The organism is Streptomyces sp. WMMC500, assembly GCF_027497195.1.
In the GTDB taxonomy this organism is placed as follows: domain Bacteria; phylum Actinomycetota; class Actinomycetes; order Streptomycetales; family Streptomycetaceae; genus Streptomyces.
This window is the reverse complement of the sequence record NZ_CP114905.1, coordinates 1356796-1373444: the sequence shown is the minus strand read 5'-3', so window position 1 is coordinate 1373444 and position 16649 is coordinate 1356796. Positions and strand designations below refer to the sequence as shown.

Annotated in this window: 14 protein-coding genes; 5 read left to right on the top strand and 9 right to left on the bottom strand. The window is 69.8% G+C overall.

Annotation, left to right across the window (positions count from 1 at the left end; genetic code table 11):
- Positions 1-11: 11 nt before the first annotated feature.
- Entirely contained in the window at positions 12-1016 is a 1005-nt protein-coding gene (locus O7599_RS05720) for an RICIN domain-containing protein (RefSeq protein WP_281620996.1), read from the top strand.
- A gap of 13 nt (positions 1017-1029) precedes the next feature.
- Here the strand turns inward: O7599_RS05720 and O7599_RS05715 are convergent, their stop codons facing one another.
- The 3 genes from O7599_RS05715 to O7599_RS05705 form a co-directional block, all read right to left on the bottom strand.
- Complete coding sequence (locus O7599_RS05715) at positions 1030-2277, bottom strand: DUF6745 domain-containing protein (RefSeq protein ID WP_281620995.1); 1248 nt, start codon at positions 2275-2277, stop codon at positions 1030-1032.
- A gap of 312 nt (positions 2278-2589) precedes the next feature.
- Complete coding sequence (locus O7599_RS05710) at positions 2590-3630, bottom strand: LacI family DNA-binding transcriptional regulator (protein ID WP_281620994.1); 1041 nt, start codon at positions 3628-3630, stop codon at positions 2590-2592.
- Positions 3617-4675: a LacI family DNA-binding transcriptional regulator gene (locus O7599_RS05705; protein ID WP_281620993.1), complete on the bottom strand. Its 1059-nt coding sequence runs from the start codon at positions 4673-4675 to the stop codon at positions 3617-3619. Before O7599_RS05705 ends, O7599_RS05710 begins: the two co-directional genes overlap by 14 nt.
- Before the next feature lie 213 nt (positions 4676-4888).
- Here O7599_RS05705 and O7599_RS05700 point away from each other — a divergent pair, with 213 nt between their 5' ends.
- Both O7599_RS05700 and O7599_RS05695 read left to right on the top strand, forming a co-directional pair.
- Positions 4889-5662, top strand: coding sequence for an SDR family oxidoreductase (locus O7599_RS05700; RefSeq protein WP_281620992.1), 774 nt, complete (start codon positions 4889-4891; stop codon positions 5660-5662).
- A gap of 83 nt (positions 5663-5745) precedes the next feature.
- On the top strand, positions 5746-7014 hold the full coding sequence (locus O7599_RS05695) for an FAD-binding oxidoreductase (RefSeq protein WP_281620991.1): 1269 nt from the start codon (positions 5746-5748) through the stop codon (positions 7012-7014).
- On the opposite strand, the gene O7599_RS05690 is transcribed toward O7599_RS05695, so the two are convergent.
- From O7599_RS05690 to O7599_RS05675, 4 genes are read right to left on the bottom strand one after another with little or no spacing between them, the layout of a single operon-like run.
- Entirely contained in the window at positions 6983-9109 is a 2127-nt protein-coding gene (locus O7599_RS05690; RefSeq protein ID WP_281620990.1) for an ABC transporter ATP-binding protein, read from the bottom strand. The genes O7599_RS05695 and O7599_RS05690 overlap by 32 nt on opposite strands.
- Positions 9110-9146: 37 nt before the next feature.
- Positions 9147-10004: an ABC transporter permease gene (locus O7599_RS05685; protein ID WP_281620989.1), complete on the bottom strand. Its 858-nt coding sequence runs from the start codon at positions 10002-10004 to the stop codon at positions 9147-9149.
- Positions 10001-10951 carry an ABC transporter permease gene (locus tag O7599_RS05680; protein ID WP_281620988.1) on the bottom strand — a complete coding sequence of 317 codons (951 nt, stop codon included), beginning with the start codon at positions 10949-10951 and terminating at the stop codon, positions 10001-10003. Before O7599_RS05680 ends, O7599_RS05685 begins: the two co-directional genes overlap by 4 nt.
- Positions 10952-10960: 9 nt before the next feature.
- Positions 10961-12532, bottom strand: coding sequence for an ABC transporter substrate-binding protein (locus O7599_RS05675; protein WP_281620987.1), 1572 nt, complete (start codon positions 12530-12532; stop codon positions 10961-10963).
- A 124-nt stretch (positions 12533-12656) separates the two neighbouring features.
- Between O7599_RS05675 and O7599_RS05670 the strand changes: the two genes are divergently transcribed.
- Complete coding sequence (locus O7599_RS05670; RefSeq protein WP_281620986.1) at positions 12657-13904, top strand: ROK family protein; 1248 nt, start codon at positions 12657-12659, stop codon at positions 13902-13904.
- Between the two features lie 10 nt (positions 13905-13914).
- Here O7599_RS05670 and O7599_RS05665 read toward each other — a convergent pair whose 3' ends face one another.
- Together O7599_RS05665 and O7599_RS05660 are read right to left on the bottom strand one after the other, a co-directional pair.
- Positions 13915-14748 (bottom strand): helix-turn-helix transcriptional regulator, encoded by an 834-nt coding sequence (locus O7599_RS05665; protein ID WP_281620985.1) that lies wholly within the window; start codon positions 14746-14748, stop codon positions 13915-13917.
- 48 nt (positions 14749-14796) lie between these two features.
- Positions 14797-15393, bottom strand: coding sequence for a hypothetical protein (locus tag O7599_RS05660; RefSeq protein WP_281620984.1), 597 nt, complete (start codon positions 15391-15393; stop codon positions 14797-14799).
- Positions 15394-15689: 296 nt separating this feature from the next.
- On the opposite strand from O7599_RS05660, the gene O7599_RS05655 reads away from it, so the two are divergent.
- Positions 15690-16613 carry a VOC family protein gene (locus O7599_RS05655; protein WP_281620983.1) on the top strand — a complete coding sequence of 308 codons (924 nt, stop codon included), beginning with the start codon at positions 15690-15692 and terminating at the stop codon, positions 16611-16613.
- Positions 16614-16649 lie beyond the last annotated feature (36 nt).

Sequence of the window (16649 nt, the reverse complement as noted above, 5' to 3'; positions counted from 1 at the left end):
GGAGCCGACCCATGCGCAACCACCCGAAGCAGCCAGACGACCCGAAGCAGCCCGCCAGCGACACCCGGCCCGACCAGCAGAACCGGCAGAGCCAGCCGCAGAGGCTCGTCCAGGCATTCGCCCGCCGCCCACTGCTGGCCCGACGCGGGCTGACCCCCAGCCGACGGGTGTACACCTCGACGGGCTGGAGCGTGGCGGCGGTGGGCGTCGTCGTGCTGTCCATATGGGGGGCGACGACCGTGTTCGCCGGAGACGACGGTGGGCCGACCGCCGTGGATCTGCCCGCCGCTCCCCTGCCTCCGTCAGGTGCTGCTGAGGAGTCGGCAGACCCGCCGACAGACGCGCCGAGTGACGAGCCGACCGGCGAACCGACAGACGAGTGGCCCGACGCGCCGAGCAACACGCCGACCGACGAGGGGGCCGAGCCGGTCTACGAGCCGGGCGAGGAAGCGGCCGAGCATCCCGGCGTTGCGTTGCCGGGCGAGGAGACAGTCGGGGAACCGCCTCCCGAGGAGTCCGGCGAAGAAGAGGCCGGCGGCGAGTCTGCCGAGCAGACCGGGACCCCGCTGACCGGGACGTCCTCAGGCGCGAGGGCGGTACTGCGCAGCGGCGAGGTCTACCGGGTGCACAGCGGCCCCAGAGGATGTCTGGGCATGGGGGCCGGCACGACGTCCGGCACGAACGTGTCCCGGTGGGCGTGCAACGACAAGACGGGGCAGCGGTTTACCGCGCGTGACCGCGGCAACGACGTGTACACGCTGTCCGCCAGGGACCTGTGCGTGGCCGCCGGCTCGGACAACAAGGGCGCCAACGTGGAGATGCGGACCTGCAACGACCATCCGGCCCAGCGGTGGCGTCTCAAGGGCGTGGGCCGGGGCGACTACCGGCTGGTGTCCGAGCGCACGGGGTTCTGCCTTGACGTCGACGGCGGCAGCGACGTGCCCGGGGCCAACGTTCGGGTGTGGCAATGCAACGACGAGCGGACTCAGCGCTGGAACTTCGAGCGCCGGAGCTGAGCCGTGTACCCGATCACCAACGAAGGACGTTATCCGGGTGACGCGCCGCCTCGTACGCGAACCCGAAGAAACTCAGGTGCCCGATAGCGAGGTTCACGTGGACCTCATTGACAAGCGACGATCCCAGCCGGAACTTGGAGGGAACCTCCTCTCCTTCCTCATCCTCCTCGTCCTCCAGGTCCTGCCTTCTAGTCGAGACGGCGAGCAGGGTGTGGTCCCACTTCATCGTGGCGGCATCGGCCAGGAACACCACTTCGAGCCCCGGGTCGCCGGCGAGCGCAGACAACACCACCTCATCCGGACTCGCACCGGCAAAGGCAGGATCGTCGACGATGTGTGTGCCCACCCTCCGCTCGCCGTCGGGCTGTTCGAATAGGTTGACCACTTCCCGCCAGGTGTCGCCGTCCGAGTAGTCGGTGCGCACGACCAGCGCTTCGGACTCGAAGTCGCGGCCTGCGCGGTTGATGGCAGGGCGCGTCCGGACTGGATGACGTGGGAGACGCACGCCGTGCCACGCCCAGACGGCGAATCCGTCGGGATAGAGGACGGCGGGGCCGCCGTTGTGATGAAGTCGCCCCTCGCTGTCGCGGTGCAGCGCGACAGGGCGCTCGGTGAGGACGGCGACGTTCTCGAAGGGCCACCATCGCCCCGCCGACCGGGCGACGCGCATGATGCCGGAGAGTTGTTCGGCCTCCAGCACGGAGCCGTGGGTGCGGAAGTAGTCGTAGGCCGCGAGCCATTCGGCGTCCTGTTGTCCGGCCAGGGACTTCTGGACCCTGGTCCCCATCTCCTCCCGTACCTGGGCACGGACGTGCTCCCACACCCAGAACCACACCTCGTCCCTCGCGGCCACGTGGGTGATGTGACCCCCGACCCCGGCGCCCAACCGGTTCTGGACCTGGCCCCAGAGCCGGTCCTGATCCCAGAGCCGATCCGCGACCGGTACGCCCACGTGATCGGGGACCTGCTGGGCCTCCATCTGTGCTCTGACCTCCCGGACCCGGGCCCAGACGTGATCACGGTCTCCGGGCCGGGCCCTGGTGCCGGCCAGTATGCCGGCGCACATGGCGCCGGCCGAGGGCGAGCCGAACCAGAGGAACCGAGCCGGGGGCTCCAACCCCACTGTGCGGTAGGCGTCGGCCACGCCCGCCTCAGCTTCGGCGCGGTCGGCGGCGCCGGTCGCAAGGCCGTGAGCAAGCCAGACGTTTCGGAGCCCGTCCAAAGCGCGGATCTGGGCGTCGGTCAGCTCGGGGAGATCCACGGTTACCGTCCTGCGTATTCGGATGCCTCGGAAGAGACTGGGGACTCAGCCTTCTCGGTGATGCTTTCCGTTCTTTCACGCAGCGTTAACACGCGGCAAGCCGGCGAGGGCAGGATTAATGCGCCCACCACGGGAACATCTCAGAGCCGATAGCGTGGATGTGGCTTAGTGAGAAGAAGGGCGATTTCGACGCCCCGGTGTAAACGCGGTGTGCGGAACCCGTCACCCGGCATCATGATTTCGGTCACCGCGCACCGCCCCGGGGTCGTTATGGGAAAGGAAACGTAATTGATGGGACGTCAGGATGCCGCCTCACCTGTGGCCGGCCCGGTGGGGACCGGAGGACCCGCGTTCCACGACGGCGAACGGCACGTCGTGCCGGCGCGGCGGTTCGGTGTTTCCGGCGATCCTGTCGAGCACCCACTTGTACGCCTGCCGGGCCATGTCCATCACATCGGCCTCCACCGTGGAAAGGCGCGGTGTCGAAAAGGGCGACTCCAGAGCGTTGCCGACACCGACGACCTGGACGTCTGCCGGCACCGTGACGGCGCGGTCCCGCAGCGCGTGCAACGCGCCCAGGGCCAGCGCGACGTCGAGCGCGACAAGGGCGTCGAAAGCCACACCGTTGCTGACCATGTCGGCGACCGCACGGTATCCGGCGCTTTGGGTGAGAGCCTCTGTCGTCACACGAGGGTAAGCGTCGGTGAGCGGACCGGAGTTCGGCCGCCCGGCGGGCGACGGCACGCGGAGCAATTCGCCCGTCCCCAGCAGGACGACGCGTTCGCGACCATGGCCGCGCAGCAGCGTTACGGCCGCATCGAGCATCCGGCCGCGGTCGGAGACTACGTGGTCGACGGGCAGGTCCAACGTCCGGGTGCCCGTCAGCACGATGGGTGTCGCCGGGACGATCTGCGCCGCTCCCCCGTCGAGCCCGGCCGGCTCGAAGACCGCTCCGTCGGCGACTCCCGAGTCATTGCTCAGAATCTCCAGCTCACGCTCCGGGTCGCCACCGGTCGGTTCGAGGACGACATCCATCCCGTCGCGTTCCGCCATGTCGATGAGCGCGGACGCAAGGGCGGCGTGGAAGCCCGACGCGAGCTGCGGCAACGCCAGCGTCAGCACGCCTGTCCGTCCGGCGTTGAGCCGCCGCGCGGCCGGATTCGGCCGGTAGTCGAGCTCTTCGATGGCCGCCAGCACGCGGCGGCGCGTGCTCTCCCGCACCTGTCCCACGCCGTTGGCGACTTCGGAGACCGTCTTGACGGAGACCCCGGCGGCTTCGGCGACGTCGCGCATACGCGTGACGCGCCCCGGTCTAGCCCGCCGCGCCAGCGCCGCGCCCTCATCCAGCGACACGCGTGGACTCCCTCTCGATCAGCCGGAAGTCGACCGTGAAGCGCCGCGGCGGCCTCAGGTCGGGGGTTCCCGCTCGCTCTTGGCCAGCGGAATTCGCCTCCACGCGGTCGGCGATCAGGGCCACCGCCTGCTCGGCGATCGCAAGTCGGCCCGGATCGACGGTGGTGAGTGTGGGGTTACTGTGCGCGCTGTGCTCGATGTTGCCGAAGCCGACGACGGCAACGTCTCGGGGGACACGGCGTCCCGTGACGCACAGGCCGCGCAGTGCACCCAGAGCGAGCGAGTCCCCGAGGGCGAAGAGTGCGTCGACCTCCGGCAGCTCCGGGTACAGCGCCTGCGCCGCGTGTGCCCCCGCTGCGAAGGAGTTCACGTCGGTCGTGATGACGTGGCGGTCCGGAAGAGCGAGGCCGGCGTCCGCGAGGCCGGCGGCGAACCCCCGGTAGCGGGCGTCGTACTCGGCGGGCCAGTGGGTGTCCGCCGGCCTGATCACCGCCGGGCACCGCCGCCCCCGGGCGAGCAGGTGCCGGGCGACGCTGCGGCCCGCGGCATGGGTGTCCGCCGCGATGGAGTCGATCGACTGCGACCGTACGGAGGCGCCGGCCAGCACCACCGGCAGCGAACGCGGCAACGCCCGGAAATCCTCTTCAGTCAGGGAGACGGCGGCCAGGATGACGCCGTCCACGTGCCTGAGCCGGGGGCTCGACGGCACGGCGCGTTCCCGCCCGGGATCGCCGTGCGTCTGCACGACGACGATGGCCATCCGGCGATGCCGGGCCGCCGCCAGCACGGCGTCGGCCAGTTCCCGGAAGTACGGAATGGTCACGTCCGGGAGGACCAGGCCGATGGCGTGCGACCGGCCCGAACGCAGCCTTCTGGCGGCCATGTTGGGGCGGTAGCCAAGCCGCGCGATCGCGTCCTGCACCCGTGTCCGAGTCGTCGTGCGGACCGGCACGCTGCCGTTGACGACGTTCGAGACGGTGCGGATGGAAACACCCGCCAGCGCGGCCACGTCACGCAGCGTCACGGCCTCCCGGGCTGCCGACAATCGCGTTCCCCTCCTCCGTGTGCGCTCATCTGTGCGGTCACCCTACCCGTGTGGCTCTGCCGACGGCAGTACGCGGCGTCGCCCGCGCACCGGGCATTTATTCCGGTAATTTATCCGGCCCGCTTTTCTCTTTTCGTGGTGGCCCGGGACGCCGATTTGGTATTAGATCGGCGTAGTTGATCTGTCGGCGAATGCAAGTGGGGAGTTCCTAGCATGTGTGACGGGCGATTCCAGGGAAAGGTCGTTGTGGTCACCGGCGGTGGGTCCGGAATCGGGGCAGCGGCCTCGTATCGCTTCGGTGCAGAAGGGGCCACGGTCGTGCTGGCCGGGCGGACGCAGGCGAAATTGGACGCGGTGCTGGCCGAGGCGCCACGCGGCGCGAAACTGATAGGCCGGCTCGTCGACGTGTCGGACGAGTGGGGAATCACCAAGCTGATCGAGGAAGTAGCCCATGAGCACGGCCGGCTGGACACACTCGTCAACAATGCTGCGGTCCTCTGCCCGGGAACCGTCGAGCAGGTGGGCACGGATGCCTGGCGCCACACCATGTCGACCAACGTTGACGGTGTCTTCTTCGCCTCCCGGGCGGCACTTCCGCATCTGCGCGCCGTCGGCGGCAGCATCGTCAACGTGGGCTCGACCTCGGGGTTGGGCGCGGACTGGGGGATCGCCGCGTACGACACGTCGAAGGCCGCGGTGGTCAACCTGACCAACGCGATGGCTCTGGACCACGGCGGCGAGGGAGTGCGGGTAAACGCCGTGCATCCGGGCTTCACCGCTACCGCAATGACCGCCCCCGTCCTGGAACACGAGGTGGCTCTGGCCGCATTCCGCAATCGGATGCCGCTGGCGCGGCCCGGTGAACCGGCCGAGATCGCTGCGGTCATCGCCTTCCTGGCCAGCGACGACGCCCGATTCGTCAACGGCGCACACCTTCGGGTGGACGGTGGCATCGGCTCCGCCAATGGCAATCCGCACGTGGTTTGACATCCTTGGGGGCGTGCCCCGGATTAAATCACGCGGTGATCGGAGTAAATTGATGGAAGCGCAGTCTCAATTACGATGCAATCATGACAGAACAAGTCTCAGTGTGGAATCGTGCCGTAATCCACCAGCCGGTTGAGGTGTACCGATGCGCCGACAGCGATGACGTGCGGAACGCGCTCCAGAAAGCCAGGGCGGCTGATCTGCCGGTGTCCGTGCTGGGCGGCGGGCACGACTGGGCGGGGCGTGCAATCCGTTCCGGCGGACTGGTGATCGACCTGCGAGGCATGCGCAAGGTCGTGGTCAAGGACGGCGTGGCCACCGTCGAGGGTGGAGCGACCGCCGCGGACGTGATCGCGGCTTCGGCCCTCGCCGGACTCGTGCCCGCGACCGGCACCGCGAGCACGGTCGGCATGGCCGGGCTGACGTTGGGCGGCGGCTACGCTCCGCTGCTGGGGACGGCCGGACTGGCGCTGGACAATCTGCTCGCGGCAGAGGTCGTGCTCGCCGACGGGCGGGTGGTGACGGCCGACGCGGACCACGAGCCCGAGCTTTTCTGGGCGCTGCGCGGCGGCGGCGGAAACTTCGGGGTGGTGACCAGGATGCGCGTGCGCCTGCACCCTTTCGCCAAGGTGCTCGCGGGCTCGGTCGTGTTTCCGTGGGCGCAGGCGGCGGACGTGCTCGCCGCCTATGCGGGCCTCGTTGCCGACGCGCCCGATGCGTTGACCTCCCAGCCCCTCCTGATGAGCGCACCGGACGATGGGCCCCGGCTGTTCGTCAACCTGACGTGGAGCGGCGATTCCCACGACGGCGCACACTGGTTCCATCGGATCGAGAATCTGGGCAGGCCGGAATCCGCTGTGTTCAACGCCGTGCCGTACGCCATGCTGCTGCAGTGGGTGGACGACGCGTTCGCCCCCGACGGCCGGCACTACGCGCTGCGTACCCGGACGCTGCCCACGTTGACATCGGGCGCCGTCGAGTCCCTGATCACCTCGACCGAAGCGCGCACGTCTCCGCTGAGTGCCATCGCCATGCACCACCTGCACGGCACCGCGGCGCGGGTGCCCGCGACGGCCACCGCGTTCGCAGAGCGGCGCGAGCACTTTATGGTCGAGATCATCGCTTCCTGGCGGGCGGACGATAACGGGCCGCACCGCGAGTGGGCCGACACAGCGTCCGGGCTCCTGCAGCAGCACGCGCTGCCCGGCGGCTACCCCAACCTGCTCGCCCCCGACGCCCACGACCAGATCGCCGACGCTTACGGGCCGAACGCGCAGCGGCTTCTGGCAGCCAAGGCACGTTTCGATCCCGACGGCATCTTCACCGCGATCCCGTTACCGCCGGGCCCGTAGGCTGGTCCTTCCCTGGCTGACCCCCGAGACGCAGTTCTCCCGCAAAGTGACAAGCGGCAAACTGGCCGCCTGCCGTCGGCCGGAGGGCCGGGCGCTCGTCACGGCAGATCGCACGGCCGGGGAGACGCCCGGGCCCGATCGGGCAGCGGGTGTGGAATCGGCAGCCGGCAGGCGGCGCGGTCGGGCTGGGCACGTCCCCGGCCAGCACGATGCGCTTCCGGGCCCGTTCGAGACGCGGATCGGGCTCGGGCACCGCCGACAGCAGGCTGGCGGTGTACGGGTGCTGCGGGTCGGCCGTGACCTGCTCGGCTGTCCCCACCTCGACGATCTGGCCGAGGTACATGACGGCGATGCGGTCGGAGACATGCCGGACCGTTGCCAGGTCGTGCCCGATGAACAGATACGTCAGGCCCAGCCGCCGCTGCAGGTCCGACAGGAGGTTCAGAACCTGTGCCTGCAGGGATACGTCCAGCGCGCTGACGGCCTCGTCGCAGACGACCATCTCGGGGCCGACGGCCAGCGCGCGGGCGATGGCGACGCGCTGACGCTGCCCACCGGAGAACTCGTGCGCGTACCGCGGCGCGAGAGACGGGTCGAGTCCGACGAGTTCCAGCAACTCGCCGACCGCGGCGTGTATGCCCTTCGCACCGGCCCGGTCGTGCAGCCGCAGCGGCTCGGCGAGCGACTGGCCGACCGTCATCCGGGGGTTCAGGGAGCTGTACGGGTCCTGGAAGACGATCTGCACCTTGCGGCGCAGCTCGCGCAGTCCCCGCCGGTCGAGCTGGCTGACGTCGCGGCCCGCGTAGTGCATGGTGCCCGTGGTGGGCCGCTCGATCCCCAGGACGATGCGGGCCAGCGTGGACTTGCCGCAGCCGGACTCGCCGACGAGCCCGACGGTCTCGCCGCGGCGCAGGTCGAGACCGACGCCGGCGAGCGCACTGACCGCGGGGGAGCGGCGGCCACGGCCCGCGAAGGACTTGGTGATGTCATCGAGGCACAACAACACCTCCCCTCCGTCCCGCCCGGCGGCACGGAGGCGTATCGGCCCGACGTCGCGCTTCCGGGAGGAAGCTACGTCGGGCAGGCCGCCGTCAGCGGGGAGCCAGCAGTCCCAGGAACGGTCGTGGGCGCTGCGTCGCGGCGGCCGTTCGGTGTGACAACGACCGTCGGCGTGCGCACACCGGTCCGCAAACGGGCAGCCCGCGCCGGCCAGGTAAAGATCCGGCGGACGCCCCGGGATCGGTACCAGCGGGGTGTTCCGGTCGGCGCGTAGCCGGGGCGTCGCCGCCAGCAGGTCGCGGGTGTACGGGTGGCGGGGGCCGTAGAACAGGTCCTCGACCGGGCCTTCCTCGACGATCCGTCCGCCGTACATCACGACGGCGCGGCGGCAGACGCGGGCGACCACCCCGAGGTTGTGCGTGATCAGCACGACCGCGGTGCCGAGTTCGGTGTTCAGTGACGTGAGCAGGTCGAGCACCTGCGCCTGGATAGTGACGTCGAGCGCGGTGGTCGGCTCGTCGGCGATGAGGACGTCCGGCTCGTTCGCCACCGCCATGGCGATGAGCACACGCTGCCGCATGCCGCCGGAGAACGCATGCGGGTAGTCGGCCAGTCGGGCGTCCGGATCCGGGATGCCGACCAGTCCCATCAGGTCCACCGCACGTGCGCGGGCCTGGCCGCCGGTGAACTTGCCGTGTGCGCGCATCGCCTCGACGAGCTGGTCGCGGATGCGCATGAGGGGGTTCAGGCTCGACATGGGGTCCTGGAAGACCATGCCGATCCCGGCGCCGCGCACCGCACGCATCTCCTCTTCGTCCAACCGCAGCAGGTCGCGGCCTCGGAAGAGGACCTGGCCGCTGTCGATGCGGCCCGGCGAGCGCACCATCCGCAGCAGGCTCATCGCGGTGACGCTCTTGCCGGAGCCGGACTCGCCGACGACGGCCAGTGTCTCGCCCGCCCGGACGCTCAGGCTGACGTCGCGCACCGCGTGCACCACGCCACGGTCGGTGTGGAAGCTCGTGACGAGGTCGCGGACGTCCAGGAGGGGACCGGCCCCGCCCTTGTGGCCGGAGTTCGAAGAGGTCGGGGTGGTCAAGGCGGGCTCCTTTGCGGAGGGGACGCCGGGCTCGTGCTCACCGGCGCAGCAGGCTCGTGGTGAGCCCGTCGGCGATGAGCTGGAGGCCCAGCACGAGCAGGGTGACCGCGAGCATCGGTCCGAGCGCATACCACACGTTCTGGGAGAGGAAGTTCATGCTCCCCTGCAGCAGCGAGCCGAGGGACGGGGACGGCGGCCGGATGCCGATGCCGACGAAGCTCATGCCGCCTTCGATGAAGACCGCGGTCGACACCGAGAGCGTGAACTGGACGATGAGCGGGGCAAGGCTGTTGGGCAGGATGTGGCGTACGAGGACGCGCACCGGGCCGGCGCCGGCCACGGCGGCGGCCACGACGTAGTCGCGCTCCCGCTGGCTGAGGACCGACGTACGGGTAAGCCGCCCGAACAGCGGGACGTTCACCAGGACGATGGTCAGCATCACCGCGGACTGGCCGGGGCCCATGATCGAAGCGATCGTGACCCCGGCGACCAGCGCGGAGAACGACAGCATGACGTCGAAGACCCGTTGCGCGACCGTGTCGACCCAGCGGGCCAGGCCGCCCGCCAGGCCGATGACGACGCCTGCGACGGCGCCGATCGGCACGGCGACGAGGGCGGCCAGCACGTCCTGGCGCAGTCCGTACAGGACGCGGGAGAACAGGTCGCGGCCGAATTCGTCGGTGCCGAGTGGGTGGGAGCCGGACGGACCCGACAGGGTCAGCGGTCCCTGCTCGGTGGGAGCCGCGGTCGCGAGCAGCGGTGCCAGCAGTCCGGCCGCCAGGAGCAACGTGACCAGGAGGATTCCGGTGGCGAGACCGGGGCGCCGCAGCACACGCCGCCACCTGGGCAGCGGGCCGGCGGCCACGCCGGGCGGCCGGGTCGCGACGGCGCTCATGCTCGCTCCAGTCTCAGACGCGGGTCCACGGCGGCGTGCAGCAGGTCGGTGAGGGTCTGCAGGACGACGAACACCGCGACGGCGATCAGCAGGAGGTCCTGCACGACGAGGAAGTCGTTGCTCTTGACCGAGTCGACGATGAGCCGGCCGATGCCGGGCCAGGCGAAGACGGCCTCCACGACGATGGCGCCGCCGAGCATCTGGCCGATCTGGATGCCGAGGACCGTCAGAACGGGCGGCAGCGCGTTCGGCAGCGCATGCCGCAGCACGATCCGGCGGTGGCGCAGGCCCTTGGCCGTGCCCGTGCGGATGAACTCCTCGTCCAGGACCTGGCGGATCGACGTGGCGAGGAACCGCGCGAGGATGGCCGCTGCTGGCAGCGCCAGCGCCACCGACGGCATGATCAGGTACTGCCAGCCGAGCTCCGGGTCGGCAAGCACGGAGGTGTAGCCGCCGGGGGGCAACAGCCGCCAGGTGATGGCGAACAGCAGCACCAGCAGCACTCCGCTCACGAACGGGGGTACCGCGAAGGCCAGCGATGTCAGCGCGCCGGTCACCGCGCGCAGGGCGCGGCTGCGGGTCACGCCGAGCACCAGACCGGCCAGGCCACCGAGAGTGACGGCCAGGACGGTGGCGCTGAGCGCGAGCGCGAGGGTGTTGCCGGCCCCGTTGCCGATGAGCGTGCCGATCGGCAACTGGCGGACGTAGGAGTCGCCGAGGTCCCCGGACAGGACCCCGCCGAGCCAGCTCGCGTACTGGCTCGGCAACGACGCGTCCAGGCCCAGCTCATGCCGCACCGCGGCGACGGTCTCCGGCGAAGCGTCGGGACCTGCGGCCAGGACCGCCGGGTCGCCGGGCGCCAGGTGCAGGACACCGAACACGACCACGGAGGCCGCGGCGAGAATGATGACGCCCGACCGGACACGGCGGAGCGTGTAGACCAGCATGCTGCCTCCTCATGCCAGGTAGGCGTCGTCGAGGTCGAGGTAGTCGTACATCGTCCACGCCAGCCCCTTCAGTGCTGTCGAGATCGCGTACGTGTGGGTGCTGTTGACCAGGTCGATGACGAACTGCTCGGTCAGGAAGAGTTCGTTCAGCTCCCGGTACGCCGTCCTCAGGGCGCTGCCGCGGCCGGTCCAGATCGCATGTGCCAGACGGGAGTACTCCGGGCTGCGGAAGTTGGACGCGTTGTGCTCGGAGTTGAACGGCAGCGCGCCGGTCACCAGTGTCGCCGGTGACAGCCGGCCGAACCCGTGGCCGTTCACGAACAGACCGGGAAGCTTGCCGCCGATGAACAACTGGTCGTAGTCGGCCGCCTGCTTGGGTTCCAGACGGCAGCGCAGACCCACGTCCGCGAGGTTGGACTGGACGATCTGGGCGATGGCGGCGTTGGTCGCGAGCGTGTTGCTGTAGAAAAGACCGATCTCCGTGCCCGCGGCGCCGGCCTGGCGCAGCAAGCTTCTCGCCTTCGCGGCGTCCATGCCGTAGGTGTCGGCCCGTGCGTCGTCCCACGCCGGCGAGCCCGGGGACCACGGCAGGCTGCTGGTGCGGCCGATGCCGCCGAGAGCCTGGTCGAGCACCCGGTCGCGGTCCACCGCCCATGCGATGGCCTGGCGGACCTCGCGGCGGTCCAGGGGCGCGATGTCCAGGTTGGCTCCGATATAGTACGTGAGGTCGTTGGCATCGGACTCCACCAGCCGGAAGCCCGGCAGGTCGCGTATGCCCGCGGCGTCCAGCGGCGACAGATCGAGGGCCAGTTGGGACTGGAGGGAGCGCAGCGAGGACACCGCGGTCCACGACTGGCTGGTGATCGCGATCTCGATGCCGTCGAGATAGGGCCGGGACGGCTTCCAGTAGTGCTCGTTGCGCCGCAGCGAGATCGTCGCGCCGGGCCGGTAGGAGGCGAGCGTGAACGGGCCGGTGCCGATGATCTCCCGGCCGCTGGTCAGCTCGTCGACGGACTCGCGGTCGATGAGGATCATCATCTCGAAGAGGTCCCAGACGTTGTCGAGGGCCTGGCCGAAGACGACGGTCACCTCGTGCGCACCGGTCTTCTCGGCCGAGATGACCTGTTGCGCGACTGCCTTGACCTGGGTCGTGGTGGTTTCCTCGGCCATGTGCCCGAGAACGAACACCACGTCGTCCGGGCCGAACGGCCTGCCGCTGTGGTACCGGACGTCATCGCGGAGCGTGAAGACGTATCGCCGCCCTGCGTCCGAGACCGTCCAGCCCGTCGCGAGCTGTGCCTTGGGCCGCAGTGTGTGGTGATCCAGCGCGATCAGGGTGTTGAAGACCGTCCGGTTCACGGAGAAGTTCGGATTGTTCTGGGACAGCATGAGAGCGGGCTGGATGTCCGCGCCCTGGACCATGTGCAGCATGCCTCCCGCACTCGGGCCCCCGTTGCCGGACGTCCGCTGCCCGTCCACGGCGCGCCGGCATCCGGGGAGCAGCAGGGCCGCTCCGAGGGACAGCCCCGTGCCGAGGAACGCGCGCCGCCCGTGGTGCTTGCCCGTCAGAGGAGGGTGCACTGCGATCACCATTAAATAAGCGAATTTTATTAAACGACGTTACACTGACACTCGGCGCGCACCCGGTCAAGAGCCGTGCACGCGTTGCAGCTTGTCCGCGACGGAACAGGAGCGCCCCACCCAGATGCCTGCCGACATCGCCACGGCGGCCTCGGCCCGAAGGGTCAACGCCGCCCACGTCCTGCGGAAGTTGCGCGTACGTACCCCGGCGGAGGCGGAGATGTCCTCGGGCGACCTGATGGACGCCACGGGGATGTCCCGTCCCACCGTCCTTGCCGCCGCCGAGCACCTCGTCCGTCTCGGGTGGGTCCGGGAGAACTCGGCGGGGCGCTCGGCTGGGCGCGGCCGTCCCGCGCGGGTCTTCTCCTTCGCCGCGACGGCCGGCTATGTCCTCGGCATCGACATAGGAGCGCACAGCGTCCGCGTCGCCCTCGCGGACCTCCACGGCGCCTCCGTCGGGCAGGGCCGTCACGAGTTCGGCGACCCCGGCATCAGCCCGGGGCAGCGCATCGCGCAGGTGCGGACGCTCGCCGCCGAGACGGTACGGGGCGCGGGCTTGCGGAACGACCAGGTGCTGGCCGTCTGCGTCGGGACCAGCGGCACCGTCGACGTGAACGGCGTGGTACGGCTGCGCACCGGCATCCCCGGCTTCGTCGGGGTCGACCTGCGCGCCGCCCTGGCGCAGGACTTCTCCTCGTACGTGTGCGTCGAGAACGACTGCAACCTCGCGCTCATCGGGGAGCGCTGGCGTGGCTGCGCTCGCAGCTCCAAGGACGTCGTCTCGCTGCTGGCCGGCGAACGGCTGGGCGTGGGCATGTGTGCGGACGGCACCCTGGTGCGGGGGCACGAGAACGGTGCCCGCGACCTCGGATTCCTGTCTCTGCAGGGCGGTTACTCCGACGAGGACGCCATCGCCGCGCGAGTCCGGGACCTCGGCGCGCTCCTGGTGGCCCGGCTGGCCGCGCACGGCAGCCCTCCGCGCTCCGGCATTCCGGGAGCGGAGCTGTACGAGCTGACGGGCGGTGACCCGCGCCGGGTGACGGCAAGCGGGGTCTTTGAGGCGAGCCGCCGCGGTGATGCCGGTATGGCTGTGGTCCTGGACGAAGGACTGGAGGCGGCCGCGCTCGCGATCGCGACCCTGTCCATGCTGCTGGCACCCGAACTCGTGGTGATCACGGGCGCCGTCGCGGCGGGGGGTGACGTGCTCCTCCCGCCACTGCGGCGCAGGGTCGCGGGCCTCATGCCGCTCGTTCCCCGCATTGAGGCGTCCCCACTGCGAGAGAACGCTGTGGTCACCGGAGCCGTACGACTGGCCCTGGACGCCGCCGAGGCCCACTTCCTCGACGAGCTCGCGCCCGCACCACCGGCATGAGCCAGACACGTCAGGCGGGTGAGCCCTGGCACGCGGTACGCAGTGAGGCGAAGCGCTCGGCCGTTGCTGTGCCCGGCTGCGGCCTGAACACGATCAGCCGACGGCTCGCCGTCGCGCTCAGCACGGTACAGCACACGTCGAGACGCCCCAGTTCATCGTGAACGAGCGTCTTGTCTACCGAGCGAATCGGCTCCACGCCCATTTCGCCCCAGAGCGAGCTGAACTCCGCGCTGGCGGCCTTCAGGTCAGCGATCAGCTCGCCTGAGACGCGATCGCAGCCGCGGGCCGCCGAAGCCATCCGGAGGTCTGCGACAAACGCGCGCCCCGTTTCCTCGTCGTCCTCCAGAAAGTCCCGGGAGCGTGCGGCCGGCTGCGTGAACCATCGCCAGATCAAGTTGGCCTGGCGTCCAGTCTGCTGGGCCCACGGACCCAGGAGGCGGACACTGAGCGCGTTCTGGGCCAGGACCGTGGTCAGGTCGTTTATCACGTGCGCCGGCGCGTTGGTGAGCGAGTCGAGCAGGAAGAGCATTCCCTGCTCGACCTGGGGTGTGACGGAAAACCGGGCGGGTGGTGGGTAGCCGGCGAGGACGTGGAGGTAGTTTCGCTCGTCGGCGGACAGCCGCAGTGCGCGGGCCAGGGCGTCCAGCAGCCTGCGTGAGGGATGACCGGCCCGGCCTTGCTCAAGGCGCTCGTAGTAGTCGACCGATACGTTCGCCAGCAGTGCGACTTCGGAACGCCGAAGACCCGGGGTGCGACGGGGGCCGCCGGGTGCCAGTCCCACGTCGGTGGGCCGCAAGGCGTCGCGCCGCGCTCGCAGGAAATTCCCCAACTCGTGATGGTTCACCGGATGATCCTCACGTCGTAACCGGCGTTCGGCGAGGGTGGGAGGCCGTCAGCCGACGGAGACCGGCAGGTCGGTGACGTACCACCGGCCGTCGATCTCCGTGGCAACGATCTCGAGTTCCAGCTCGCTGTCTTCTACCCCGGAGGAGTTCGACAGCATGACTGCTTCGAGCGTCTGACCGTCGACGGTGACCTGGTCCCCGCCGAAGGTCGCCGTTCCGCCGGACTCCGGAACCTCCTCGGCCACCACCTCCGGAGAACTCCGCGGCGGGTCGAGGGCGAACGAGGCGTGCAGATCGTGGAGCAGGTTCCTGGCTTCCTCCGCCTCGGTTCCACGGCCGCTGCACATCTCCTTGGTATTCGCCTTTGCGGGTGTCGAGCCGGTGCGGGCGGTTCCCATCAGCAGGCAGGCCCGGCGCGCGCGATCCTGGACGATCGCGGCGACCCACTCTGCCGCCGTGTCCCGGGAGGTCGCCTGTGCGGAGGGTCCGCCCTCCTGAGACCGACTGGCTTCGGATGTCGGCTCAGTTGCGGTCGAGGCGCCCGACTTCTGAGATTCCCGGGAGCCCTCGGAGCACGCCGCGACCGCGGGCAGCAACGCCAGTAGACATATGCCGGAGATCCAGCTTGTAGCTGTGTGCTTCACGTGCGTGACGTCCTCTTCTCGGATAGACGGTCCCGGGGGATCGAAGCGCACCCCGGGCCTGCGACGGGAGCTTCCACACGGTCAGATGCAGTCGGCCACACACAAGTTCACGCCTCTCCCTGTCGGGCGAGATGCTAGGCGTGCCCGTTAGCCGGCACCGTGCGGATGACCCTTTTTTCCGCTGCCATCGCCATTAATCCGGTCGGGTGCGGCTTGCCACCGCCCACCGTTGACCCGCATGTTTCCTTTGCCCACCTTTTCCGCGGCACCGTACGACATGACGAAGAGGAGCCCTCATGGCCCTGCACAGTCTGACCTCTGTGACCATAGGAGTTCCCGACGTCACCGAAACAGCGGCGTTCTATGGCGAGTTCGGTCTGGAGCCCGAAGGCGACGGCTGGTTCACCACTCGCGACGGCGGACGCCAGTTGCACATCGTCTGGGCACCCACCCGGCGGCTGGTCGAGCTACGCGTGGGCGTCGACCACCCGGACGACCTCGTCGCCGTAGCCGCACGTCTGACCGACCTCGGCATCCAGCACCACAACGACCTCACCACGCTCATCGCGTACGAGAAAGTCACCAAAGTCTTCGCCGTCCTGGAAGTCACCGACCCACTGCTCCAGGACGCGGCGCCGGACACGCCCTGCAACGGACCCGGCCGCCTTGAGCGCGCCGACGCGCGTGCACCGGGAGTACTGCGCAGCAACCCGGTACGGCCGCGCAAGCTCGGCCAGGTCGTGGTCGGGACCACCGACCTCGACAGGACCACCACGTTCTTCCGCGAGGGAATCGGCCTCTCGGCCAGCGACTACCTGAAGGACGAGGGCGTGTTCCTGCGGTGCTCAACCGATCATCACAACCTCCTCCTCCTGACTGCACCGGTGGGCTTCCTGCACCGCACCTCCTGGCAGGTCGACGATGTCGACGAGATCGGTCGCGGTGCCGCGGCGATGCTCAAGGACCACCCCGAGCGGCACGTCTGGGGACTTGGCCGCCACCGCGCCGGCTCCCATTTCTTCTGGTACCTGAAGGACCCCGCCGGCAACTTCACCGCGTACTACTCCGACATGGACTGCATCGTCGACGACCGGCTCTGGACACCGGAGGCGCTGGACGGCACCGACGGGCTTCTGAGCTGGGGGCCGCCTCCGCCGCCCTCCTTCCTGCACCCCGAGGACCTCGCCGACCTGATGACCGAGGCGCACGCCGCGCCGTGACGGTGTGCGCCGTCGCGCTGGCACGGCAAGCTCCCT